Source organism: Bacillus sp. IBL03825, assembly GCF_024712505.1.
GTDB classification, from domain to species: Bacteria; Bacillota; Bacilli; order Bacillales; family Bacillaceae_G; genus Bacillus_A; species Bacillus_A wiedmannii.
This window is the reverse complement of the sequence record NZ_JAMXKE010000001.1, coordinates 4,526,109-4,551,797: the sequence shown is the minus strand read 5'-3', so window position 1 is coordinate 4,551,797 and position 25,689 is coordinate 4,526,109. Positions and strand designations below refer to the sequence as shown.

The 25,689-nt window shown below is 37.1% G+C and carries 21 protein-coding genes; 19 read left to right on the top strand and 2 right to left on the bottom strand.

Features of this window, described 5'->3' with window-relative positions:
- Positions 1–32 precede the first annotated feature (32 nt).
- The 8 genes from dnaE to NHG49_RS23270 all read left to right on the top strand — a co-directional run bounded on the left by dnaE (position 33) and on the right by NHG49_RS23270 (position 10,861).
- Entirely contained in the window at positions 33–3,359 is a 3,327-nt protein-coding gene (gene dnaE / locus NHG49_RS23305) for a DNA polymerase III subunit alpha (protein ID WP_064474604.1), read from the top strand.
- A 133-nt stretch (positions 3,360–3,492) separates the two neighbouring features.
- The gene (gene ystJ / locus NHG49_RS23300) at positions 3,493–4,701 is read left to right on the top strand and encodes an NADP-dependent malic enzyme (RefSeq protein ID WP_161796084.1); all 1,209 of its coding nucleotides are present in this window, start codon (positions 3,493–3,495) and stop codon (positions 4,699–4,701) included.
- 14 nt (positions 4,702–4,715) lie between these two features.
- Entirely contained in the window at positions 4,716–5,360 is a 645-nt protein-coding gene (locus NHG49_RS23295) for a FadR/GntR family transcriptional regulator (RefSeq protein WP_000204434.1), read from the top strand.
- 185 nt (positions 5,361–5,545) lie between these two features.
- Positions 5,546–6,415, top strand: a complete 870-nt coding sequence (gene accD / locus NHG49_RS23290; RefSeq protein WP_000942866.1) for an acetyl-CoA carboxylase, carboxyltransferase subunit beta — start codon at positions 5,546–5,548, stop codon at positions 6,413–6,415.
- Positions 6,403–7,377 (top strand): acetyl-CoA carboxylase carboxyl transferase subunit alpha, encoded by a 975-nt coding sequence (gene accA, locus NHG49_RS23285; protein ID WP_064474605.1) that lies wholly within the window; start codon positions 6,403–6,405, stop codon positions 7,375–7,377. The genes accD and accA overlap by 13 nt, the downstream gene beginning before the upstream one ends.
- Positions 7,378–7,505: 128 nt before the next feature.
- The gene (pfkA, locus tag NHG49_RS23280) at positions 7,506–8,465 is read left to right on the top strand and encodes a 6-phosphofructokinase (protein WP_000821162.1); all 960 of its coding nucleotides are present in this window, start codon (positions 7,506–7,508) and stop codon (positions 8,463–8,465) included.
- A gap of 53 nt (positions 8,466–8,518) precedes the next feature.
- Entirely contained in the window at positions 8,519–10,276 is a 1,758-nt protein-coding gene (pyk, locus tag NHG49_RS23275; RefSeq protein WP_001232679.1) for a pyruvate kinase, read from the top strand.
- 195 nt (positions 10,277–10,471) lie between these two features.
- A complete protein-coding gene (locus NHG49_RS23270) occupies positions 10,472–10,861 on the top strand; it encodes an FxsA family protein (protein WP_064474606.1) in 390 nt (129 codons plus the stop codon).
- A 524-nt stretch (positions 10,862–11,385) separates the two neighbouring features.
- On the opposite strand, the gene ytvI is transcribed toward NHG49_RS23270, so the two are convergent.
- Complete coding sequence (gene ytvI / locus NHG49_RS23265; protein ID WP_088048028.1) at positions 11,386–12,504, bottom strand: sporulation integral membrane protein YtvI; 1,119 nt, start codon at positions 12,502–12,504, stop codon at positions 11,386–11,388.
- 420 nt (positions 12,505–12,924) lie between these two features.
- Here ytvI and NHG49_RS23260 point away from each other — a divergent pair, with 420 nt between their 5' ends.
- From NHG49_RS23260 to NHG49_RS23240, 5 genes are all read left to right on the top strand, one after another.
- Positions 12,925–13,386, top strand: coding sequence for a DUF441 domain-containing protein (locus NHG49_RS23260; RefSeq protein ID WP_000625511.1), 462 nt, complete (start codon positions 12,925–12,927; stop codon positions 13,384–13,386).
- Between the two features lie 386 nt (positions 13,387–13,772).
- Complete coding sequence (gene citZ, locus NHG49_RS23255) at positions 13,773–14,921, top strand: citrate synthase (RefSeq protein WP_002073260.1); 1,149 nt, start codon at positions 13,773–13,775, stop codon at positions 14,919–14,921.
- Between the two features lie 160 nt (positions 14,922–15,081).
- Positions 15,082–16,374, top strand: a complete 1,293-nt coding sequence (icd, locus tag NHG49_RS23250) for an NADP-dependent isocitrate dehydrogenase (RefSeq protein WP_064474608.1) — start codon at positions 15,082–15,084, stop codon at positions 16,372–16,374.
- 19 nt (positions 16,375–16,393) lie between these two features.
- Positions 16,394–17,332, top strand: a complete 939-nt coding sequence (gene mdh, locus NHG49_RS23245) for a malate dehydrogenase (protein WP_064474609.1) — start codon at positions 16,394–16,396, stop codon at positions 17,330–17,332.
- 216 nt (positions 17,333–17,548) lie between these two features.
- Positions 17,549–18,022, top strand: coding sequence for a MaoC family dehydratase (locus tag NHG49_RS23240; RefSeq protein WP_000914190.1), 474 nt, complete (start codon positions 17,549–17,551; stop codon positions 18,020–18,022).
- Positions 18,023–18,078: 56 nt separating this feature from the next.
- On the opposite strand, the gene NHG49_RS23235 is transcribed toward NHG49_RS23240, so the two are convergent.
- Positions 18,079–18,210, bottom strand: a complete 132-nt coding sequence (locus tag NHG49_RS23235) for a hypothetical protein (RefSeq protein ID WP_001265022.1) — start codon at positions 18,208–18,210, stop codon at positions 18,079–18,081.
- Between the two features lie 89 nt (positions 18,211–18,299).
- Here NHG49_RS23235 and NHG49_RS23230 point away from each other — a divergent pair, with 89 nt between their 5' ends.
- The 6 genes from NHG49_RS23230 to ytaF all read left to right on the top strand — a co-directional run bounded on the left by NHG49_RS23230 (position 18,300) and on the right by ytaF (position 25,636).
- On the top strand, positions 18,300–18,536 hold the full coding sequence (locus tag NHG49_RS23230; RefSeq protein ID WP_064474610.1) for a hypothetical protein: 237 nt from the start codon (positions 18,300–18,302) through the stop codon (positions 18,534–18,536).
- A 159-nt stretch (positions 18,537–18,695) separates the two neighbouring features.
- A complete protein-coding gene (gene phoP, locus NHG49_RS23225) occupies positions 18,696–19,415 on the top strand; it encodes a two-component system response regulator PhoP (protein ID WP_001065222.1) in 720 nt (239 codons plus the stop codon).
- Positions 19,408–21,171 carry a sensory box histidine kinase PhoR gene (gene phoR, locus NHG49_RS23220; RefSeq protein WP_001032126.1) on the top strand — a complete coding sequence of 588 codons (1,764 nt, stop codon included), beginning with the start codon at positions 19,408–19,410 and terminating at the stop codon, positions 21,169–21,171. The genes phoP and phoR overlap by 8 nt, the downstream gene beginning before the upstream one ends.
- Before the next feature lie 283 nt (positions 21,172–21,454).
- Positions 21,455–24,088, top strand: a complete 2,634-nt coding sequence (gene polA / locus NHG49_RS23215; protein WP_142289400.1) for a DNA polymerase I — start codon at positions 21,455–21,457, stop codon at positions 24,086–24,088.
- Positions 24,089–24,100: 12 nt separating this feature from the next.
- The gene (gene mutM, locus NHG49_RS23210) at positions 24,101–24,931 is read left to right on the top strand and encodes a DNA-formamidopyrimidine glycosylase (RefSeq protein ID WP_001114486.1); all 831 of its coding nucleotides are present in this window, start codon (positions 24,101–24,103) and stop codon (positions 24,929–24,931) included.
- 72 nt (positions 24,932–25,003) lie between these two features.
- Positions 25,004–25,636, top strand: a complete 633-nt coding sequence (gene ytaF, locus NHG49_RS23205; protein ID WP_000281739.1) for a sporulation membrane protein YtaF — start codon at positions 25,004–25,006, stop codon at positions 25,634–25,636.
- Positions 25,637–25,689 lie beyond the last annotated feature (53 nt).

Genomic DNA, 25,689 nt, shown 5'->3' with positions numbered 1-25,689 from the left:
AGTAGTCAGATTGGTAAAGAGAGGGTACAACAGTGAAGTTTGTGCATTTACAATGTCAAACCGTTTTTAGTTTATTAAAAAGTGCTTGTAAAATTGATGAGCTTGTAGTCAGGGCGAAAGAACTTGGTTTTTCGTCACTCGCTATTACGGACGAAAATGTTATGTATGGTGTTATTCCGTTTTATAAAGCATGTAAGAAACATGGTATACAGCCTATTATCGGCTTAACAGCTTCTATTTTTAGTGAAGAAGAGGAAAAATCTTATCCGCTTGTTTTACTTGCTGAAAATGAAATGGGCTATCAAAATTTATTAAAGATTTCTAGTAGCATTATGACGAAGTCAAAAGAAGGTATTCCGAAAAAGTGGCTTGCCCATTATGCGAAAGGATTAATTGCTATTTCACCAGGTAAAGATGGGGAAATTGAACAATTATTATTAGAAGACAAAGAGAGTCAAGCTGAAGAAGTAGCTCGCATGTATCAAAGTATGTTCGGTAATTTTTATATGAGTTTGCAGCATCATGCGATTCAAGATGAACTGCTCCTGCAAGAGAAATTACCTGTATTTATGAGTAGGATAAATGTTCCAGTCGTTGCGACAAATGATGTACGCTACATCAATCAAAGTGACGCACTTGTTCATGAGTGCTTATTATCTGTTGAAAGTGGAACGAAAATGACTGATCCAGATAGACCAAGGTTGAAAACGGATCAATATTATTTAAAATCATCAGATGAAATGGAAGCACTATTTTCTCACGTAGAAGAAGCGATTTATAACACAGTAGAAATTGCAGAACGTTGCAGAGTAGAAATACCGTTTCATATAAATCAATTACCGAAATTTCCTGTTCCAGCTAACGAGACGAATGATATGTATTTACGCCGCGTTTGTGAAGAAGGCTTGCAGAAACGATATGGTACGCCGAAAGAAGTACATATAAGGCGTTTGAATCATGAATTAACCGTTATTTCTAGTATGGGGTTTAGTGATTATTTCCTCATCGTGTGGGATTTTATGAAGTATGCGCATGAAAATCATATTTTAACAGGACCAGGACGTGGATCGGCAGCTGGCTCACTCGTTTCTTACGTATTAGAAATTACAGATATTGATCCGATTGAATATGATCTATTATTTGAAAGATTTTTAAACCCCGAACGTGTGACACTTCCAGATATTGATATCGATTTTCCAGATATAAGACGTGATGAGATGATTCGATATGTGAAAGATAAATATGGTCAGCTTCGTGTTGCACAAATCGTAACGTTCGGGACGCTTGCAGCGAAAGCGGCAATTAGAGATATTGCGCGTGTAATGGGGCTTCCGCCGCGAGATATTGACATATTCTCAAAACTTATCCCATCAAAGCTCGGTATAACGTTAAAAGATGCATATGAGGAATCGCAATCACTCCGTGAGTTCATACAAGGGAATCTGTTGCATGAGCGTGTGTTTGAAATTGCAAAACGTGTAGAAGGTTTACCACGTCATACGTCTATTCATGCAGCTGGCGTTATTATGAGTCAAGAGCCGTTAACAGGAAGTGTTGCAATTCAAGAAGGGCATAACGATGTGTATGTTACGCAATATCCAGCTGATGCATTAGAAGAACTTGGTTTGTTAAAGATGGATTTTTTAGGATTACGTAATTTAACGTTACTTGAAAATATTATAAAGTTTATCGTGAAAAAGACGGGAACACAAATTGATTTAAGAAATTTACCGCTTCAAGATGAAAAGACGTTCCAATTGTTAGGTAGAGGGGATACAACAGGTGTATTCCAGCTTGAATCAGGTGGTATGCGAAATGTACTTCGCGGGTTAAAACCGAATGAATTTGAAGATATTGTCGCTGTTAACTCGTTATATAGACCAGGACCAATGGAACAAATTCCAACCTTTATTGAATCAAAGCACGGAAAAAGAAAAATTGAATATTTACATCCGGATTTAAAGCCGATTTTAGAAAGAACATACGGTGTAATTGTATACCAAGAACAAATTATGCAAATTGCGTCGAAGTTGGCGGGATTCTCGCTCGGAGAAGCAGATTTATTACGCCGTGCAGTGAGTAAAAAAAATCGTGATATTTTAGATCAGGAACGTAAGCATTTTGTGCAAGGTTGTTTAAAAAACGGTTATGACGAGACATCCGCGGAGAAAATTTACGATTTGATTGTAAGATTTGCGAATTACGGTTTTAACCGAAGTCACGCCGTAGCCTACAGTATGATTGGATATCAGCTTGCCTACTTAAAAGCGAATTATACGTTGGAATTCATGACGGCACTATTATCAAGTGCAATTGGAAATGAAGATAAGATTGTGCAGTATATACGCGAAACGAAGCGAAAAGGTTTTCATGTTTTGCCGCCGTCTCTTCAGAGAAGTGGTTACGATTTCCAAATAGAAGGCAATGCGATACGTTACAGCTTACTTTCCATTCGAAACATCGGAATGGCTACAGTGACAGCATTACTCGAAGAACGAGAGAAAAAAATGTTTGAAGATTTATTTGAATTTTGTCTTCGCATGCCATCAAAGTTTGTAACAGAGCGAAATTTAGAGGCGTTCGTCTGGTCTGGATGTTTTGATGATTTTGGTGTTTCGAGAACAAATTTATGGAAAAGCCTTAAAGGAGCGTTAGAGTACGCAAATCTTGCACGTGATTTAGGAGATGCTGTTCCAAAATCAAAATACGTACAAGGAGAAGAGCTCTCTTTTATTGAACAGTTAAATAAGGAGAAGGAAGCACTAGGTTTTTATTTATCAAGCTATCCGACAGCGCAGTATGTGAAGTTAGCGAAAGAATTAGAAATTCCATCTCTTGCTCAGGCGATGCGACATAAGAAAAAAGTACAAAGGGCTATCGTGTATATAACAAGCGTGAGAGTGATTCGTACGAAAAAGTTGCAAAAGATGGCGTTTATTACATTTTGTGATCAAAATGATGAAATGGAAGCAGTTCTTTTCCCTGAAACGTATATACATTTCTCAGATAAGTTACAAGAAGGAGCAATTGTTTTAGTTGACGGCATGATTGAGCTAAGAAATCATAAGTTACAATGGATTGTAAATGGACTATATCCATTAGAAGAAATGGATGTGTATGAAGAAAAGAAAGACGCATCTGTTTACGTGAAATTGCCGTCTCAGTATGAGAAAAAGCTTTTAAATCAGGTTACTAAAATATTGTTTGACTATTCAGGTTTTGCGAAAGTACTAATTTATTATGAAAAGGAACATAAAATGGTACAATTATCTCGAAGTTTATCGATTCATCCAAGTGAAGAATGTTTAGGAGCACTTCGTGAAATTGTCGGGGAAGAAAATGTGGTTGTGAAAATATAATGGACAATTTCCCTACACTTCGATTATTATAGTAGTAGTGTTCGTGGTCAGACCACTTGGAGAAATTGATATCAGCTAGAATAATTTGAGGAGAGTGGATAGTTTGTCAACACTTCGTGAAGAAGCACTTCACATGCATAAAGTGCATCAAGGAAAATTAGAAACTGTATCAAAAGTAAAAGTAGAAAATGCAAAAGATTTAAGTCTTGCATATTCTCCAGGGGTTGCAGAACCTTGTAAAGAAATTTATGACGATAAAAGTAAGGTATATGAATATACGATGAAGGGAAATATGGTAGCAGTTGTGACAGATGGCACGGCTGTACTTGGTCTTGGTAACATTGGACCTGAAGCATCTCTTCCAGTAATGGAAGGTAAAGCTGTATTATTCAAGAGCTTTGCTGGTGTAGATGCATTCCCAATTGCCTTAAATACAAACGATGTAGATAAAATTGTTGAAACTGTAAAATTAATGGAGCCAACTTTTGGCGGCGTTAACTTAGAGGATATCGCAGCACCAAACTGCTTCATTATTGAAGAACGTTTGAAAAAAGAAACAAATATTCCTATCTTCCATGATGATCAACACGGAACAGCTATCGTAACAGTAGCAGGTCTTGTGAACGCGCTAAAATTAGTTGGAAAGAAAATGTCTGACATTAAAGTTGTCGCAAATGGCGCAGGTGCAGCAGGTATTGCAATTATTAAACTTTTATATCGCTATGGTGTACGCGACATTATTATGTGTGACCGTAAAGGCGCAATCTATGATGGTCGTCCTACAGGTATGAATCCGGTGAAGGATGAAGTTGCAAAATATACAAATAAGAATCGTATCGAAGGTTCTTTAGCTGACGTTGTACAAGGTGCGGACGTATTCATTGGTGTATCTGCAGAAGGTGCATTAACAGAAGAGATGGTTCGTACAATGAATGACGATGCAATTATTTTTGCAATGGCGAATCCAGTTCCAGAAATTATGCCAGAATTGGCAAAAGCAGCGGGCGCAGCTGTTGTTGGAACGGGTCGTTCTGACTTCGCGAACCAAGTAAATAATGTACTAGCGTTCCCTGGTATTTTCCGTGGTGCACTTGACGTACATGCGACACAAATTAACGAAGAAATGAAGATGGCAGCTGTACAGGCTATTGCTGAGCTTGTAGCAGAAGATGAGTTGAATGCAGACTATATCATTCCGGCACCGTTTGACGCGCGTGTAGCGCCTCAAGTGGCAGCTTACGTTGCGAAAGCTGCAATGGAGACAGGAGTAGCTCGCCGTCAAGTAGATCCAAATGAGATTGCTGAGAAAACAAAACAATTAGCGCTGATTGGTAAAGAATAAGCGAGGAATTTCCATTGACATCATCAAATACAAAAGTATATCTCGAAATTGTAAAAAAAATCCGTTCCATTATGGAAGAAGATGGATTGGTGGCAGGGGATCGTTTGCCGTCTGAGCGTGAGTTAAGTTCACGTTTAAACGTAGGGCGTTCCTCTGTAAGAGAAGCATTGCGTGCTTTAGAACTGGTAGGATTGATTGAAACGAGACGTGGTGAAGGGACGTTTATTCGAAACTTTTACGATAACGGTCTTGTACAATTGATTGCGCCGTTCTTACTGCAAGATGAGAAAACAATTCGTGATTTATTACAAACAAAACGATTGCTTGAGAAAGATATGATTCGAATTGTATGTAATTTGCCGAAAGAAACGTTTTCTAAAGTGCTAAGAAAATTAAATCAAGTGCTTGAAGAAAATGAAAATTCAATTCCGATGCTTCATCAAACGTTCTTTAAAACACTCATTGAACAAGTCGATAATTATTTACTATATCGCATTTGGATGATCGTAAATGATTACGTATCAACTCTTTCTTGTGAAGTTTCAGGAGATTCTATCGATATGTATAGAAAGCTTTATGCTACTTTGGAAGAAAAACAAGAAAATGATGCACTAAAAATTTACGATGAATTAGTAGAGAATATACAGTTTCACTCGTAATGTATAAAATTTGTCGAAATGACCATGACACGTTATGACAAACATTCTATCGCGTAGCGGTTAAAGTTAAACGTAAAGAGTGAGGTTATTAGACAGATTGAGAAGATAAGGCTAACATCAAACTTTGGTGTTAGCCCAATTTTCTTCTTGCGCTAACCTTAGCTCTCAACGAAGGGGGTCAAATTGTGCTAAGAGATTTATTCGTGAAAAAGAAAAAGTACGCTGCAATACCTTCAGAACAAGTACGAAAAGATGTACCAGATGGCGTTATGACAAAATGTCCGAAATGTAAAAAAATCATGTATACGAAAGAGCTTCTAAAAAATTTAAAAGTATGTGTGAATTGTGGATATCATCATCCTATGAATGCATGGGAACGTCTTGATAGTATATTGGATGAAGGGTCATTCCGTGAGTATGACAAAGAAATGGTTTCATTAAATCCACTCGAGTTTCCAGGATACGAAGAGAAACTAGAGAGCGATCGTAAGAAGACTAAATTGAACGAAGCGGTTGTAACTGGTGAAGGAACAATTGATGACATGCTTGTTGTTGTTGCAGTAATGGATTCTCGTTTTCGAATGGGCAGCATGGGCTCTGTTGTAGGAGAGAAAATTGCCCGTGCAGTTGAAAAAGCATACGACTTACAAGTTCCATTTATTATCTTTACTGCGTCGGGTGGTGCCCGTATGCAAGAAGGGATATTAAGTTTAATGCAAATGGCAAAAACAAGCGTAGCTTTGAAAAAGCATAGTAATGCAGGAGGGTTATTTATTTCTGTTATGACTCACCCAACGACGGGCGGGGTTTCAGCGAGTTTCGCTTCACTTGGTGATTACAATCTTGCAGAGCCAGGTGCACTTATCGGATTTGCTGGTAGACGTGTAATTGAACAAACAGTGCGTGAAAAACTACCGGAAGATTTCCAAACGGCAGAATTTTTATTAGAGCACGGTCAATTAGATGCGGTTGTGCATCGTGATGATATGAGAGAATCGCTCCGTAAGATTTTAGAAGTTCATCAAGGAGGGGAAATGGCTGTATGGCAGAGCTAGAATTTGAGAAACCAGTTGTTGAGCTAAGAAATAAGATTCGTGAACTGAAAGACTATACGAAAAACAGCCAGATGGACTTCAGTGAGGAGATTCGTATTTTGGAAGACAAGCTAGAAAAATTAGAGGAAGATATATACGGCAATATGAAAGTATGGGACCGTGTTCAAATTGCTCGTCATGCAGAACGACCGACAACGCTCGATTATATTGAGCACTTATTTACTAATTTTTTTGAATGTCATGGAGATCGCCTATTTGGCGACGATGCAGCGATTGTCGGCGGCATTGCGAAATATAAGGGGATGCCTGTAACTGTAATTGGGCACCAACGCGGAAAAGATACGAAAGAAAATATTCGTCGTAATTTTGGGATGCCTCATCCAGAAGGATATCGAAAAGCACTGCGTCTAATGAAACAAGCGGAAAAGTTTAATCGTCCTATTATTTGTTTCATCGATACGAAGGGAGCTTACCCTGGTAAAGCAGCTGAAGAACGTGGACAAAGTGAGGCGATTGCCCGTAATTTATTTGAAATGGCGGGTTTAACTGTCCCTGTTATTTGTATTGTTATCGGTGAAGGTGGTAGTGGTGGTGCGTTAGGTCTTGGAGTAGGCGATTACATTCATATGCTGGAAAATTCCACGTATTCTGTTATTACACCAGAGGGTGCGGCGGCAATTCTTTGGAAAGACGCTAGTAAAGCAAAAGAAGCTGCAGAAGCGATGAAAATTACAGCATTAGATTTGAAAGAATTAGGTGTAATTGACGAAATTATTCCAGAGGCAAAAGGCGGAGCGCATCGTAATATTTTAAAACAATCAGAAAATATAGATTTAATGCTTAAGAAAACTTTTGAACAATTAAGCGGAATTTCGAAAGATGAATTAATCGAAAAACGTTATGAAAAATATATGAAAATTGGGCAAGTTTCGTTTTCAAACGCTTCCATTGGGATAAAATAATAAAAGCGTGCGTTCCTCTTCGCGAATGCACGTTTTTATTATGAAAAGACACATCTTCTCCATTGTGTTTTTATATTTTTTCGTGTTATTTTATTATAAGGCAAATAATCTTTATGAGGTGAGTACAAATGAAACGTATTGGTGTATTAACAAGTGGTGGAGATTCACCTGGTATGAATGCTGCCATTCGTGCAGTTGTTCGTAAAGCGATTTTCCATGATATTGAAGTATATGGTATTTACCATGGATACGCTGGTTTAATTTCTGGTCATATTGAAAAATTAGAACTTGGTTCTGTTGGCGATATTATCCACCGTGGTGGTACGAAATTATATACAGCAAGATGTCCTGAGTTTAAAGATCCAGAAGTACGACTAAAAGGTATCGAGCAATTAAAGAAACACGGTATCGAAGGACTTGTTGTTATTGGTGGAGATGGCTCTTACCAAGGTGCTAAAAAATTAACTGAACAAGGATTCCCATGTGTTGGTGTACCAGGTACAATTGACAATGATATTCCTGGAACAGACTTCACAATTGGTTTCGATACAGCTTTAAATACTGTTATTGATGCAATTGATAAAATTCGTGACACAGCTACATCTCATGAACGTACATATGTTATCGAAGTAATGGGACGTCATGCTGGAGATATCGCATTATGGGCTGGTTTAGCTGATGGTGCCGAAACAATCTTAATTCCAGAAGAAGAGTATGACATGGAAGATGTTATTGCTCGTCTGAAGCGCGGTAGTGAACGTGGCAAAAAACACAGTATTATCATTGTGGCTGAAGGTGTTGGAAGTGCAATTGACATCGGTAAGCACATTGAAGAAGCAACAAACTTTGATACTCGTGTAACTGTATTAGGTCACGTACAACGTGGTGGATCACCAAGTGCACAAGACCGTGTATTAGCAAGTCGTCTTGGCGCAAGAGCAGTTGAATTATTAATTGCTGGTAGAGGTGGACGTTGTGTAGGTATTCAAGATAATAAACTTGTTGATCATGATATTATCGAAGCGTTAGCTCAAAAGCATACAATCGATAAAGATATGTATCAATTATCTAAAGAATTATCCATCTAATCGGCTTAATGTCGGATATTTGGGAACGGTTTCATAATTTTCGGAGGTGCAATATGCGTAAAACTAAAATTGTATGTACTATAGGTCCTGCTAGTGAAAGTATTGAGAAATTAGAACAATTAATCGAAGCAGGTATGAACGTTGCTCGTTTAAACTTCTCTCATGGTAGCCATGAAGAGCACGGCGCTCGTATTAAAAACATTCGTGAAGCTTCAAAGAAAACTGGTAAAACAGTTGGTATTTTACTTGATACAAAAGGTCCAGAAATCCGTACTCACGACTTCGTAGACGGACAAGCTGAGCTTGTAACAGGTGCGGAAGTAGTTCTTTCTACTGAGCAAGTATTAGGTACTGCAGAGAAGTTCTCTGTATCTTATGCTGGTCTTTATGACGATGTAGACCCAGGTTCTCGTATTCTAATCGATGACGGTCTTATCGAACTAGAAGTAATCGAAAAAGCTGACGGAAACATCCGTACAAAAGTTTTAAACAGCGGAACTGTAAAAAATAAAAAAGGTGTTAACGTACCAAACGTAAGCATTAAGCTTCCTGGTATCACTGAAAAAGACGTAAAAGATATCGTTTTCGGTATCGAGCAAAAAGTTGATTTCATCGCAGCTTCATTCGTACGTAAAGCATCTGACGTATTAGAAATCCGTGAATTATTAGAAGGGCATAACGCTCAATACATCCAAATCGTACCGAAAATCGAAAACCAAGAGGGTATCGATAACATCGATTCAATCTTAGAAGTTTCTGACGGTTTAATGGTAGCTCGTGGTGATATGGGTGTAGAAATTCCGCCAGAAGAAGTACCATTAGTACAAAAACGTCTAATCAAAAAATGTAACGTGTTAGGTAAACCGGTTATTACTGCGACACAAATGTTAGATTCTATGCAACGTAACCCACGTCCAACTCGTGCAGAAGCAAGTGACGTAGCTAACGCGATCTTCGATGGTACAGATGCAATCATGCTTTCAGGTGAAACAGCTGCTGGTCAATACCCAGTAGAAGCAGTAACAATGATGGCTAACATTGCAGTACGTGTTGAAAAATCATTACAATATGAAGATATGTTCAAAAAACGTATTAAAGAGTTCACTCCAACAATCACAGATGCAATTAGCCAATCTGTTGCGCATACAGCACTTGCTCTTGATGTAGCTGCAATCGTAGCTCCAACAGAAAGTGGACATACTGCGAAAATGATCTCTAAATACCGTCCGAAATCTCCAATCGTAGCTGTAACATCTGACGAGCAAGTAGGACGTCGTCTTGCACTTGTTTGGGGTGTACAAGCATTTATGGCTGGAAAACGTGCAGCGTCTACTGACGAAATGTTAGATACTGCAATTCAAACAGGTATGGATGCAGGTCTAATTGGACTTGGAGACACTGTAGTAATCACTGCTGGTGTTCCAGTTGCTGAAACTGGTACAACAAACTTAATGAAAATCCATGTTGTTGGTGAAGAAGTTGCGAAAGGACAAGGAATCGGTCGTAAAGCTGCAAAAGGTAAAGTAGTTGTAGCGAAAACAGCTGCTGAAGCTGTAGCGAACGTAAACAAAGGTGATATCCTTGTTACAACAAGCACTGATAAAGATATGATTCCTGCAATCGAAAAAGCTGCTGCTCTAGTTGTAGAAGAAGGCGGTCTAACAAGCCATGCGGCTGTTGTAGGTGTATCAATCGGTATTCCTGTTATCGTTGGTGTAAACGGCGTAACAGCAACTTTAAAAAATGGCCAAGAAGTAACAGTTGATGCAGCACGCGGAATTGTTTATAATGGACATGCGGAAGTGCTATAAGTAATATGAAGAGAAGGATCGGAGTCCTTCTCTTTTTTTTACACAAAAACGAGGTGGAATCAGCTTGAAACGCCTGGAATTGGGTTTAGAAGCCGTTTGTTACGAGGTTCAATAGGGAAAGGTGTTTAGTTTTTGTGTAGCGTATACGGGCGTTATGGGTTCGTTTAAAGTGATGCGTGAGAGGAGTGTAGAACTATGAAGTGGTTACTATTCTTGTTTATTTTAATACCGGCGATTGAGATTACAGTCTTAATTGGATCGAGTCATGTAATAGGTTTATGGTCTACGTTCGCTATGATTGTATTTACGGGTGTTGTAGGTGTCTATTTGGCGAAAAGACAAGGATTTAAAGTACTTGGAGAGATTCAATCTAAGTTGAATAGAGGAGAAATGCCAGGAGGAGCGGTACTGGATGGTATTTTTATCTTTGTAGGAGGTATTCTTTTGGTACTTCCTGGATACGTAACGGATATAATGGGTTTGATCTTCGTTATCCCTATGACGAGGGCTTTGTTGAAGCCATTTGTTATGAAGTGGATGGAATGGAAGTTTAGAAAGAGTTCTACTATTATTGTGCAGAAATAGTGCTTAGATTATAGCGATCTAAGCACTATTTTTTTTGCCCGCAAAAGGATGGCGGATGGATGAAGTTCTGTTAATTAAAGTTTTGCTGTATCATGCCTTAAAATTTGGTGAATGCGAAGGAGTTAAGTGGAAATCGGACTGCTCATACTAATCCGGTTGGTGAAAGTTAATAATCGTAGTTTTGCTTTATTATATTTGCTGTGTATTTTTCGGTTGGATATGTAGGTAGTTCTTACTGAGTATACTGTAGGGAAATTCATATGAACTCAAGCTGGTTTTTGTATATTTATTCATTTACATAAAAAGTAATAAATGTAAGTAATAATTATAGGAATAATAGAATAAATATGTAAAAATACCTCGAAATATGCGTTTTTCATGCAAAAAAACAAGAGTATTATCCTTTTTCTGGGGCAATTCTCTCGTTGTATGTAATGAGTGTAAAAAATAAGTACAAGGAATAATCAGTGGGAATTTCCCACTGATTACATGTAAGTTTTTTGTTGTATATGAATTAGAAACTATTATTTTGAAGGTGTGCCTTTAATATATTTCCACAAATCATGGAATACACGAGCTTTGTGCAATGTATTAAGTAGTACTAAGGTGACTGGACCGATGATTAATCCTAAAAAGCCAAAAAGCTTAAAGCCGACAAATAGAGCGATCAGTGTTGCTAATGGATCGAGGCCGATATTAGATGAGAGTACTTTAGGCTCCATAATTTGTCTTTGGACAATCACGACGATGTATAAGATGAGAAGACCGATGGCGAAAGCAGTGTCGCCAGTGAAAAATACGTATATAACCCAAGGAACGAAGACGGCGCCGGTTCCTAAATATGGGAGTAAATCTACAACCCCTGTAATAATCGCGATAGTAATGGCGTATGGTACGCGTAATATTAAAAGTCCGATTAGTACAATAACAGTTGTCATAGATACGAGTGTAAGTTGCGCTTTAACAAAACCAAATAAAGCTTTTCTTAAATCGACAAAAATAGTTTTTCCATAGCCATGAACACGATTCGGCAAAAATTTTCTTACTTTCTGAGCAAGACGGTGCCAATCGTAACTAATGAAGAAAGTGGCTAATAAAACGAATACAAGGACAGTTAAAGTTGTTGGTAATGCACTAATGAAATTTGTTAACCCGCTTATAATAGCAGTTAAAAGTTCTTTCATTTGCGTCGTTGCTTCGGTTCCTAAGTTTTGAATGTTTTGTGTAATCGTATAGCGCTGTGGTTCCCCAAGATGATTAAATTTAGAAATTAAATCATCATAGAGAGGCATAATATGATTAAGTGCAAATTGCTCTGCGAATTTAACGATATCCGGAAACTTTACTGTAACAAGTTGTAGTAAGTATGTTGTGGCAGATATTGCTTCTGTTACAAGATATGTAACGAGTCCAACGATAGCTCCAAATACGAGAATTAAGCTAACGAGTACTGCTAGTGCGCGAGGAAATTGTAGTTTTTGATTAAGGAAATTGACGACAGGATTAATCAAATAAGCAAATGCGAAAGCGATAATAAAAGGGTAGATAAGTCCTGACATATATAGTAATGCATAGAACCCGGCTACCGTTGCTACAATGACAAATATGAGTCGCAATATCATATATAGTAAGTTTCGGTTCAAAGATGTATACCTCCCATTCCAATTTGGATTATCCTAATTCGTTCAACTTATAACGAGTGTGCTGCACTGATTAAAGTTTCACTTTATGTTATAGTGGAATGATGGATTTTTCCTGCTTTTTCAGTACATGAGTGACTGTAAAAGCTTGGTGTTGATGCTTCTACTATATGGTAAAAACTTCATTTTCTCTTCTTTTTATTTTACCTGTTTCTTATTAGAAAAGAAAGGAGAGACAATCGTTTTCAAAAATGTATACATGCTTAAATTTTTGATGATGAAAGTCTCAGTTTGTCAGTTTAAAATACATAAAAAATGAAGTGGTTATTGTTGAATATACATCGATATAGCATGTATAACGATAGGTTTAAAGGTATTTTTGTTTGGAAATGAGTTCATTATTTTCAGAAAGGAAGTGCAAACATGATTAGTCAGTCAACGTTATTTTTATTCATACTACTTATTATAGGACTTGTTGCTAAAAACCAATCGCTTACTGTAGCTATTGGTGTGTTATTTTTATTGAAATTTACGTTTCTAGGAGATAAAGTCTTTCCTTATCTACAAACGAAAGGGATTAACCTCGGTGTAACGGTTATTACAATAGCAGTACTCGTACCGATTGCAACGGGGGAAATAGGTTTTAAACAACTTGGAGAAGCGGCGAAATCGTATTATGCATGGATTGCTTTAGCTTCAGGGGTAGCGGTTGCTTTGTTAGCGAAAGGCGGCGTACAATTATTGACGACGGATCCTCATATTACAACTGCGCTCGTTTTCGGGACAATTATAGCGGTTGCTTTATTTAATGGAGTTGCTGTAGGTCCATTAATTGGGGCTGGAATTGCCTATGCAGTTATGAGTATTATACAGATGTTTAAATGAGGAATTTTATAGTAATATAAAAATTTTGAATTCTTTCTGTTCACAAAAGTCAGATAATTGTTTATAATAGGATTAGAAACTTTGAAAAGTTACATAACAGCAGAGACTTTACACCAGATAAAATAAAAACAACATAAAACAATTTTATAATGATATTGTTTTATGTTGTTTTTATCATAAAACTCTTCGGAATTAATTTTCCTCACTAACTTGTTGTTTTGAGCGTGAGGATTCGGGGAGACATTCACGCTCATGCTTTCCATGTAGACAATGGACATAAGAGGGGAACATCGCAATAAATTTGCATGATCGTGCATTTTGCTTGCCTAAAGAGTGAACGGGCGTTCATAATTCAAAAGGGGAGCAAATAGATATAAGGAGCAAGGTTGGGAGAATTTTCAGGAAAAGGAGAGAATGTCATGACTGTTATTCGAGGTTTAGAAGGGGTAGTAGCAACAACATCATCTGTGAGCTCTATTATTGATGATACATTAACTTATGTTGGGTATAATATTGATGATTTAGCTGAGAATGCTACATTTGAAGAAGTAGTGTACTTATTATGGCATCGCAAGCTTCCTAATGAACAAGAACTAGCGAAATTTAAAGAGACTGTATCGGAATACTATAAAGTTCCAGGTGAGATTTTAACATATTTGAAACAAGTAGATTTAAAAATCGCACATCCGATGTCTGTTTTACGAACTGCAATTTCCATGCTATCATTATACGATGAGAGCGCTGAAATTATGGATGAAAACTCCAATTATTTGAAAGCGGTTAAATTGCAGGCTCAAGTGGGAACTTTAGTTGCTGCTTATGCAAGAATTCGTAAAGGTTTAGATGTTGTTGAGCCTAGAAACGATTTATCATTAGCTGCAAACTTCTTGTACATGTTAAATGATCGCGAGCCAAATGAAGTTGAAATTGAAGCTTTTGATAAGGCGCTTGTACTTCACGCAGATCATGAGTTAAACGCTTCTACATTTACTGCACGCGTTTGTGTAGCTACACTTTCAGATGTATATTCTGGTATTACAGCAGCAATCGGTGCGTTAAAAGGTCCTCTTCACGGCGGGGCAAATGAAAATGTAATGAAGATGCTAACTGAAATTGGCGAAGAAGAAAATGTAGAATCATATATTCATAATGCTCTTCAAAATAAAGTGAAAATCATGGGCTTTGGCCACCGTGTATATGAGCAGGGTGATCCGCGTGCAAAACATTTACGCGAAATGTCTAAGAGATTATGCGTGCTTTTAGGAGAAAACAAATGGTATAATATGTCTATCAAAATTGAAGACATTGTAACAAAAGAAAAAGGTCTTCCGCCAAATGTTGATTTCTATTCAGCTTCTGTATACCATTGTTTAGGAATTGACCATGACTTATTTACACCTATTTTTGCAATTAGCCGTATGTCAGGCTGGTTAGCTCATATTCTAGAACAATATGAAAACAACCGTTTAATCCGTCCACGTGCTGATTATAATGGACCAACACATCAAGTGTACGTTCCAATTGCACAACGATAAGCAAAAAACACTATTTTGATAGTGAAAATACGCTTTCAAAAGTCTGATTTTTTCGGAAAGACGTAATGATTAGAATATTTTAATTTAAATAACGGTTTGAACTGAGGGGTTATTCCCTCAGTTTCATACATATGAAATTTCAAACATGGGGGTTATCACATTGACGACAGGTGAAAAAATTACTGTAACTAATGGTGTTATGAATGTACCAAACAATCCGATTATTCCATTTATCGAAGGAGATGGAATTGGTCCTGATATTTGGGCAGCTGCATCTCGTGTACTAGAAGCAGCAGTTGAAAAAGCTTATGATGGTGAGAAGAAAATCGTTTGGAAAGAAGTGCTTGCAGGGGAAAAAGCATTCAACCAAACAGGCGAGTGGTTACCAGAAGAAACTTTAAATTTAATCCGTGAATATTTAATCGCGATTAAAGGTCCACTTACAACTCCAGTTGGCGGTGGTATTCGTTCTCTAAACGTAGCACTTCGTCAAGAATTAGATTTATATGTATGTCTACGTCCAGTTCGTTATTTTGATGGTGTTCCTTCACCTGTAAAACGTCCGGAAGATACTGATATGGTTATTTTCCGTGAGAATACAGAAGACATTTATGCTGGAATTGAATATGCACAAGGATCTCCGGAAGCAGAAAAAGTCCTTGCTTTCTTAAAAGAAGCAATGGGTGTTAATAAAATCCGCTTCCCAGAAACATCTGGTATTGGTATTAAACCAATCTCAGAAGAAGGGACAAAGCGTCTTGTTCGTGCTGCAATTCAATATGCAATTAACGAAAAGCGTTCTTCTGTTACATTAGTTCATAAAGGAAACATTATGAAATTTACAGAAGGTGCTTTCAAAAACTGGGGTTACGAAGTAGCGGAACAAGAATTCGGCGATAAAGTATTTACTTGGGCTGAATATGATCGTATCGTTGAGAAAGATGGTAAAGATGCAGCGAATAAAGCGATGGCAGACGCTGAAGTGGCTGGAAAAATCATCGTAAAAGATTCTATTGCAGACATCTTCTTACAACAAATTTTAACTCGTCCACGTGAGTTCGATGTTGTTGCAACAATGAACTTAAACGGAGACTACATCTCTGATGCACTTGCTGCACAAGTAGGTGGAATTGGTATTGCACCTGGTGCAAACATTAACTATGTGACTGGACATGCTATCTTTGAAGCTACACATGGTACAGCTCCAAAATATGCAGGTTTAGATAAAGTAAACCCATCTTCAGTTCTTCTTTCTGGTGTATTATTATTAGAGCACTTAGGATGGAACGAAGCTGCGAATTTAGTAACTGATTCAGTTGAGAAAACAATTGCTTCAAAAGTAGTAACTTATGATTTCGCACGCTTAATGGAAGGTGCAACAGAAGTGAAATGTTCTGAGTTCGCTAATGAACTTATTAAAAATATGGATGTAGCGATAATCAAAAACGCATAATTAAAGCGGGGGGTAAATTATGACAATCAAACGCAAGAAAGTTTCAGTCATCGGTGCAGGATTTACAGGAGCAACAACAGCATTCTTATTAGCACAAAAAGAACTTGCAGATGTTGTATTAGTGGACATTCCACAACTGGAAAATCCAACAAAAGGGAAAGCGTTAGATATGTTAGAAGCGAGCCCAGTACAAGGTTTTGATGCTAACATTATTGGAACATCTAATTACGAAGATACTGCTGATTCTGACGTTGTCGTTATTACAGCAGGTATTGCGCGTAAGCCTGGTATGAGCCGTGATGACTTAGTAGCAACAAACTCTAAAATTATGAAAAGTATTACGCGCGACATTGCAAAACATTCACCAAATGCGATTATTGTTGTATTAACAAATCCAGTTGATGCAATGACATATTCTGTATTTAAAGAAGCAGGATTCCCGAAAGAGCGTGTTATCGGTCAATCGGGCGTATTAGATACAGCTCGTTTCCGTACATTTATTGCACAAGAATTAAATCTTTCTGTGAAAGATATTACAGGATTTGTTCTTGGTGGACACGGTGACGATATGGTACCTCTTGTACGTTATTCTTATGCAGGTGGCATTCCGTTAGAAACGTTAATTCCGAAAGAGCGTTTAGAAGCAATCGTAGAACGTACCCGTAAAGGTGGCGGCGAGATTGTAGGCTTATTAGGAAACGGTAGTGCATATTACGCACCAGCTGCTTCTTTAGTTGAAATGACAGAAGCAATCTTAAAAGATCAACGCCGTGTATTACCAGCTATTGCGTACCTTGAAGGTGAATATGGTTATAGCGACCTTTACTTAGGGGTACCAGTAATTCTAGGTGGTAACGGAATTGAAAAAATTATTGAGTTAGAACTTCTTGCAGATGAAAAAGAAGCGTTAGATCGCTCTGTAGAATCTGTACGTAATGTAATGAAGGTTCTTGTTTAATAATTAAATATAAGCGGAAAAAGATTCGGGGCCCCGAATCTTTTTCTACTATTTATTCAAATGTTTTTTTGAAATAATATGAAAACGCTATCATTTGGTGTATCCTATAATGAAACTATAGATTTATACTATACATTGCCCTCATCATAGTAAAATTCGGATAAGGTATCGATTTTAGTAGGATAATAAGGTGAAAAAATCGGAGGGGGTTGTAACATGTTAAAGAAAAAAGTTCAAATTGGTCGTAGAATGGATGAAATTACAGTAGGAGAGAAATTATCTATCACTGAAAAAATTGAGGATAAAGATTTGTTATTGTACTTAGGGTTAACGAATGATGCCAATCCATTATATATTCAGCATGATTACGCATCCCAAACTCCGTATGAAAAGCCGATTGTACCAAGCATTATGCTAACTGGAATGATTACAACGGCAGTTACGAAATATTTACCAGGTCCAGGTAGTCATATTACTAGGAAGGACCTTACGTTCGTGAAGCATGTTCACCATTATGAAACGTTACAAATCCACTTTGAAGTTGTGGCTGTTTCTGAGGAGGAACATACAATTGATATGCTTGTATCTGCTCATGATGAAAAAGGAGAAACGGTTGTAAAAGGTTCCTTAACAGTAACACCGCCTTTTAAATCAGTTTCTATTATGGAAAAAGCATTAGATAATTTTTAAAACATGAAAATATGAATAGCGCTAGCATACCTTACTATAAGGGACTAGCGCTATTTTTAGTTGAAAAACCCTTCTTTAAACCCTTCGGCAAATTCTGAACAACCTGTTTTAATCGTATCCCAGCTTGGTACGTTAAAAGTAAGGAAACATGTTACTACTAAAGTTAAAATAGGTAGTAATACTCGCATAATAGCCCCCGGAATTGTGTTTATTTATATATTTAAATTAATAATATATTTATTGGTAATTGAAGTCAATGAAAGGGGTGATTTTTAAGATGAAGTGGAAAAGAGAAGATGTTATCTTTGAAACGATAAGAGAAGCTGAAGTGTGGGCAGACGGGGTCGCGAATGAAATGTATGGAAGAGTATTTGATGGATATGAAACGCTAGACTATAAAATAGCGTATGCTCTTGCGTTTTTGTTAGCGCAAAATCGAGAATTTAATATTTATACGAATGTGGAGTTTAATAACGATATAGAAGTGTATAAAGTATGGATAACAACAAGTTAATTAAGCCGAGTGGAGTTGTTTTTAGGAATAATGATAGTACAAACGAGCTCCATGAATAGACAATTATATTGAGAGGGACCTTATTTTCTAGTATGATGAGAATAACGGGGAAAATGCTAGGATGAAGAAGGTTTCAAGTCTATAACTTGGAGGAAAAGAATGAACAATCGTATTTTAGTAGTTGATGATGAGGAGTTTATCTTAACTTTAATTGAATTTAATCTACAACAAGCTGGGTTTGAAGTGATAACAGCGATGGATGGAGAAATGGCGCTTCAAAAAGCGACAACAGAACGCCCAGATTTAATTATATTAGATTTAATGCTTCCAAAAATGGATGGTATGGAAGTGTGTAAAGAATTACGATTGCAGCGCGTTATGACGCCGATTTTAATGTTAACAGCAAAAGATGATGAATTTGATAAGGTGCTAGGTCTTGAACTTGGGGCAGATGATTATATGACGAAGCCATTTAGCCCAAGGGAAGTTGTTGCGCGTGTGAAGGCAATTTTGCGCCGCACGAAATTACAACAAGAAGAACAAGTGAAAGAAGCGTCAGATGAAGAGAGCATCACAATTGCTGAACTTAAAATTTTGCCGGAATTTTATGAGGCTTATTTCCAAGGAAGAAAGCTTGAATTAACACCAAAAGAATTTGAACTACTTGTTTATCTTGCGAAAAATAAAAGTCGCGTGTTGACACGTGATCAATTATTAAGTGCTGTATGGAACTATGATTTTGCTGGTGATACACGAATTGTTGACGTTCATATTAGCCATTTGCGCGATAAAATTGAACAAAATACGAAAAAACCGACGTACATTAAAACGATACGTGGTTTAGGATATAAATTAGAGGAGCCAAAAGGGGATGAATAAATTTCGTTCCAGGCTTCTTTTTACATTTGTTTCTCTTATTGTTTTTATTTTAGTTGGACTAGGTTTATTACTGGAAACCGTGTTTGAAAACTACTATATAGATCATGCCAAAGAGAGAATGGTAAAAGAGACAGAGTATGTTGCGGTATTAGCAGAAGAACAGGGTTTTGATGATGTTTTAAAAAATCCATATGTATTTGAAAAGTTAGAAGAAAAAATACAGGCTTCTATTGCATTTGTAGATGAAAAAAAGAAAGTTCAATATAGCGGAGGAGAACAGTCTGCTTTTAGCCAAGGGATAATTAAAGAACTTACTTCTGAAACAACGAAACAAAGAAATAAAGTCATTACGAAAGAAACAGAGCAGAATAATGAATTTTACCATGCGGTGTTCGTTCAAGATGTAGCAGGAAAACAAGGGTACATTTTGGTAAAAAGTACAATTGAGCCTTTGAAATCTGTTCATCAAAAAACGTGGGGATTATTAATTATCGGATTTGTTATCGCTTGTCTCGTAGTCGTATTTTTAGGTATGAAAATTACAGGGCAATATATTAGGCCGATTGAATCCGTTACGAAAGTTGCTATCGAATTAGCGAAGGGAAATTATAAAGCACGCGCTTATGAGAGTCATTCGGATGAAACGGGAATGCTGAGTAAAGCGATTAATATTTTAGCCCGTAATTTACAAGAGATGACACTTGAGCAAGAAATGCAACAAGATCGTCTGCATACGTTAATTGAAAATATGGGAAGCGGAATGATTTTAATTGATAGTCGCGGTTATATAAACCTTGTAAACCGTTCGTATAAGGAGACTTTCCACGTAACAGATGAAGAATATTTAGATCGTTTATATTATGAGTCGTTTCATCATACAGAAATTATAGAGCTCGTGGAAGAAATCTTTATGACAGAAGTGAAAGTGCGTAAACAAATGTTATTGCCGCTTGGAATTGAGCGAAAGCATTTCGAAGTATATGGAGCACCGATTATCGGGACGAACCATGAATGGAAAGGGATTGTCCTTGTATTCCATGACATTACTGAGCTAAAGAAATTAGAACAAATGAGAAAAGACTTTTTAGCGAATGTTTCTCATGAACTAAAGACACCGATTACTTCTATTAAAGGTTTTTCAGAAACGCTCTTGGACGGTGCTATGGATAATAAAAAATTCTGCGAACATTTCTTGCACATTATTTTAAAAGAAAGTGAACGCATGCAAGGGTTAATTGAAGATTTATTAGATTTATCAAAGATTGAGCAACAAGGATTTAAATTGAGTATGGGGACCGTTGATATGAAGGGACTTCTTGAAGACATTCATATGGTGCTTGATAACAAAGCAGGAGAAAAGGAAATTTCTTTACAAGTAAATGCGCTAAAAGGAGTCTCGGTCATTGGAGATCCAAGTCGTTTGAAGCAAATCTTTATTAATTTAATGAATAACGCAATCGTATATACGCCGGCTGGAGGCGTTGTTTCTGTAGAATTAGCAGAAGATAAATATAATGCTTATATAAAAGTATCGGATACCGGAATTGGTATTAGTAAAGATGAAATTCCGCGTATTTTTGAACGCTTTTACCGAGTGGATAAAGCGAGAAGTAGAAATACTGGTGGTACAGGCCTTGGATTATCGATTGTAAAGCATTTAGTTGAGGCACATCACGGTACGATTACAGTGGATAGTGAAGTTGGGGAAGGGACAACATTTACAGTTGTTTTACCAAAATCAGCAACTGAAAAATAGGATGAAGGATATTTACAATATATTAACAATGGCTTAATTAAATATTAATAAAGGTCTGTTAATATAATACATGAAAACCCCTTCATCCAAGGAGTAATTTTGGACGAGAATAGTTATGCTGTTCTCGTCACTTCCCTTTTATGTTAGTAAACGTTTGTATATATAATAGAAAATAGCCGTTATTTTTCTTCTCTCTATTAGTCATGTTAATATAGAGAGAGGAAAGGAACGGTTTTTTTCTGTGAAAAAAATCATTTCAAATTTGTATGGGGAGGTTTCTGGTTTGGAAAAAAAGGTCGTATTAGTAGATGGTAATAATATCGCGTATCGTGCTTTCTTTGCACTACCGCTTTTAAATAACGACAAAGGTATACATACGAACGCAATTTACGGTTTTACAATGATGTTAATGAGAATATTAGAGGAAGAAAAACCAACGCATATGTTAGTAGCGTTTGATGCGGGTAAAACGACATTCCGTCATAAAACGTATAGTGAGTATAAAGGAGGGCGTCAAAAGACTCCACCTGAATTATCAGAGCAATTCCCGTTTATTCGTGAGATGCTTGATGCATTCAACGTACCGCGTTATGAATTAGAAAATTATGAAGCGGATGACATTATGGGAACGTTAGCGAAAGAAGCGAGTGAACAAGGGTTTCATGTAAAAGTTATTTCAGGAGATAAAGACTTACTGCAACTTGTTTCAGATAATACACTCGTATGTATTCCTCGCAAAGGGATTACAGAAGTGGATGAATATACGAAAGAAGCTTTATTTGAGAAATACAGCTTATCACCAAAGCAAATTATCGATATGAAAGGTTTAATGGGAGACCAGTCAGATAATATTCCAGGTGTACCAGGAGTTGGCGAAAAAACTGCGATTAAATTGTTAACACAGTTTGAAACGGTCGAGGCAGTGTATGAAAATATAGATCAAGTAAGCGGGAAGAAATTAAAAGAAAAGCTAGAAGCAAATAAAGATCAAGCTCTTATGAGTAAAGATCTTGCAACTATTATTACAGATGCACCGATTACAGTGCATGTGGATGATATGGAGTATAAAGGGTATGAAGCAAGTGATGTCATTCCAATGTTCGAGAATTTAGGATTTACATCCCTTTTAAATAAATTAGGTGTTACGCCAGAAGAAACGACTCCAGCTGAATTAGATGATATTACATTTGATATTGTGGAAGAAGTTACAGAAGAAATGCTTCAGCAAGATAGTGCGCTTATCGTTGAAGTACAAGAAGATAACTATCATAGAGCGGACATTCAAGGTTTTGGTATTCAAAATGAAAATGGCTGTTACTTTATTCAAACAGACATTGCTCTTAAGTCAGACGCTTTTAAAGAGTGGCTTGCAGATGGAGAAATGAGAAAGTATACCTTTGATGCGAAGCGCGCAATCGTTGCACTTAAATGGAACGGGATAGATATGCAAGGGATTGACTTTGATCTATTAATCGCTGCTTATTTACTTGACCCGGCTGATACGGATAAAGATTTCCGTACTGTAGCAAAAATGAAAGAAACACATGCTGTGAAATCTGATGAAGAAGTTTACGGAAAAGGTGCGAAGCGTGCTGTTCCAGAGCTAGAAGTAGTAGCGGAGCATGTAGCTCGTAAAGTGCACGTATTATATGATGTAAAGCAAACATTCGTAGAAGAGTTACAAAAGAATGAGCAATATGAACTGTTTACAGAGTTAGAATTACCACTTGCGCGTGTATTAGCTGATATGGAAGTAAAAGGTGTAAAAGTTGATACGGAGCGTCTTCGTAATATGGGAGAAGAACTTGCAGGTAGATTAAAGGAAATGGAACAGGAAATTTATAAGCTTGCGGGAACAGAATTTAATATTAATTCACCGAAGCAGCTTGGTGTTATTCTGTTTGAGAACTTAAACTTACCAGTTATTAAAAAGACGAAAACAGGTTATTCTACGTCAGCTGATGTACTAGAAAAGCTTATGGATCGCCATGAAATCATTCCAAACATTTTACATTATCGTCAATTAGGGAAACTAAATTCAACTTATATTGAAGGTTTATTAAAAGTTGTACATGAAGATTCATCTAAAATCCATACTCGTTTCAATCAAGTATTAACGCAAACAGGTCGATTAAGTTCAACGGATCCGAACTTGCAAAATATCCCGATTCGATTAGAAGAAGGAAGAAAGATTCGTCAGGCATTTGTTCCATCAGAAGAAGGATGGATTATGTACGCGGCAGATTATTCACAAATTGAACTTCGCGTATTAGCTCATATTGCAAATGATAAAGGGCTAGTTGAAGCGTTCCAACATGATATGGATATTCATACGAAAACAGCGATGGATGTATTTGGCGTTGAAAAAGATGAAGTAACTTCGAATATGAGACGACAAGCGAAAGCTGTTAATTTCGGAATTGTGTATGGTATTAGTGATTATGGTCTTTCACAAAACTTAGGAATTACAAGAAAAGCAGCAGCGGAATTTATTGAAAAGTATTTAGAAAGTTTCCCTGGTGTACAAGAATACATGAGTGACATCGTAAAAGATGCGAAACAAAAAGGATATGTGGCTACATTATTAAATCGCCGCCGTTATATTCCGGAAATTACGAGTCGTAATTTCAATTTACGTAGCTTTGCTGAGCGTACGGCTATGAATACACCAATTCAAGGGACTGCAGCAGATATTATTAAAAAAGCGATGATTATTATGGCAGACCGTCTAGAAGAAGAAGGATTACAGGCGCGTCTACTTCTGCAAGTACACGATGAATTGATATTTGAAGCGCCAAAAGAAGAAATTGAAAAATTAGAGAAGCTTGTACCAGAAGTAATGGAGCATGCAATTGAACTCGCAGTTCCGCTGAAAGTTGATTATTCTTACGGTCCAACTTGGTACGACGCAAAATAAGGAAGTGATGAAATGCCTGAATTACCAGAGGTTGAAAACGTCAGACGGACACTTGAAAATCTTGTGACAGGAAAAACAATTGAAGATGTTATTGTTACCTATCCAAAAATAGTAAAACGTCCGGATGATGCAGAAATCTTTAAAGAAATGCTAAGAGGCGAAAAGATTGAAAATATAAAGCGAAGAGGAAAGTTTTTGCTTTTATATGTAACGAATTATGTTATTGTTTCACATTTGCGTATGGAAGGTAAGTTTTTACTGCATCAAGAGGACGAGCCAATTGATAAGCATACACACGTCCGTTTCTTATTTACAGATGGAACTGAACTACATTATAAAGATGTGAGGAAGTTTGGTACGATGCATCTCTTTAAGAAAGGTGAAGAATTGAATCAAATGCCTCTTGCTGATTTAGGTCCGGAGCCGTTTGATGCTGAATTGACACCGCAGTATTTACAAGAAAGATTGCAAAAGACCAATCGTAAAATAAAAGTCGTATTATTAGACCAGCGTCTTTTAGTAGGGCTTGGAAATATATATGTAGATGAAGTTTTATTCCGTTCTCAAATTCATCCGGAACGAGAAGCTTCGTCTTTAACAGCAGAAGAAATTGAACGAATTTACGAGGCGACTGTTACAACGTTAGGTGAAGCAGTGAAGCGAGGCGGAAGTACAATTCGAACGTATATGAATTCGCAAGGGCAAATTGGCTCATTCCAAGAACTTCTAAATGTATACGGAAAAAAAGGAGAACCATGTGTGACTTGCGGTACGATATTAGAAAAAACAGTTGTTGGCGGAAGAGGAACGCATTACTGCCCGATTTGTCAGCCGAGAATATAGAAAAGAGATAACATCGGATAGGCATTTGTCATATACATACAGCAGGGCTATGTATAAGGGAGGAGCTTACCGATGTACCTTTATTTATCTCTTATTTTATTAGCTTTTACATTAAGCTTAGATAGCTGTAGTGTAGGGCTAACATATGGTTTAAGAAGCGTAAGAATTCCACTAAGATCAATTATAATTATCGGAATGTGTTCAGCGGCTGTTATGCTTGTTTCAATGGGAATTGGACATATGATCGCGAAAATATTTTCACCTGTTATCGCAACGCGTATCGGTGGGCTTGTTCTTATTGGAATAGGAATTTGGGTATTATACCAATTTTTTCGAAGTGAGAAAAAAGAAGAACCAAAGCAAGAGGAGAAGGTTTGGAAATTAGAAATTGCTTCGCTCGGGCTAGTGATTCAAATTTTACGGAAACCGACTGTTGCAGATTTTGATAAATCAGGCACCATTTCTGCAGGAGAAGCGTTACTTCTTGGTATCGCTCTTTCTATAGATTCGTTCGGTGCTGGAATTGGTGCATCTTTATTAGGGTATGCGCCCGCTATGATGGCAATATTGGTTGCGGTTATGAGTTCTTTGTTTTTATTTATTGGAATGAAACTTGGAACGGTTTTATCGAATATGAAATGGTTACAAAAATTTACATTCCTGCCTGGGGTATTACTCATTATTATTGGAATTTGGAAAATGTAAGTATGGGCGTGGAACATTAGTTTCGCGCCTTTTATATTGTGAGGAGGATTATG

Excerpts from the sequence above, each read along its gene's own strand:
- NHG49_RS23260 (WP_000625511.1), top strand. The coding sequence starts at position 12,925 with ATGATTAGTCAGTCAACGTTATTTTTATTCATACTACTTATTATAGGA.
- pfkA (WP_000821162.1), top strand. The coding sequence starts at position 7,506 with ATGAAACGTATTGGTGTATTAACAAGTGGTGGAGATTCACCTGGTATG.
- ytaF (WP_000281739.1), top strand. The coding sequence starts at position 25,004 with ATGTACCTTTATTTATCTCTTATTTTATTAGCTTTTACATTAAGCTTA.
- NHG49_RS23240 (WP_000914190.1), top strand. The coding sequence starts at position 17,549 with ATGTTAAAGAAAAAAGTTCAAATTGGTCGTAGAATGGATGAAATTACA.
- pyk (WP_001232679.1), top strand. The coding sequence starts at position 8,519 with ATGCGTAAAACTAAAATTGTATGTACTATAGGTCCTGCTAGTGAAAGT.
- accA (WP_064474605.1), top strand. The coding sequence starts at position 6,403 with ATGGCAGAGCTAGAATTTGAGAAACCAGTTGTTGAGCTAAGAAATAAG.
- mdh (WP_064474609.1), top strand. The coding sequence starts at position 16,394 with ATGACAATCAAACGCAAGAAAGTTTCAGTCATCGGTGCAGGATTTACA.
- NHG49_RS23235 (WP_001265022.1), bottom strand. The coding sequence starts at position 18,210 with ATGCGAGTATTACTACCTATTTTAACTTTAGTAGTAACATGTTTCCTT.
- NHG49_RS23230 (WP_064474610.1), top strand. The coding sequence starts at position 18,300 with ATGAAGTGGAAAAGAGAAGATGTTATCTTTGAAACGATAAGAGAAGCT.
- phoP (WP_001065222.1), top strand. The coding sequence starts at position 18,696 with ATGAACAATCGTATTTTAGTAGTTGATGATGAGGAGTTTATCTTAACT.
- ystJ (WP_161796084.1), top strand. The coding sequence starts at position 3,493 with ATGCATAAAGTGCATCAAGGAAAATTAGAAACTGTATCAAAAGTAAAA.
- phoR (WP_001032126.1), top strand. The coding sequence starts at position 19,408 with ATGAATAAATTTCGTTCCAGGCTTCTTTTTACATTTGTTTCTCTTATT.
- mutM (WP_001114486.1), top strand. The coding sequence starts at position 24,101 with ATGCCTGAATTACCAGAGGTTGAAAACGTCAGACGGACACTTGAAAAT.
- NHG49_RS23270 (WP_064474606.1), top strand. The coding sequence starts at position 10,472 with ATGAAGTGGTTACTATTCTTGTTTATTTTAATACCGGCGATTGAGATT.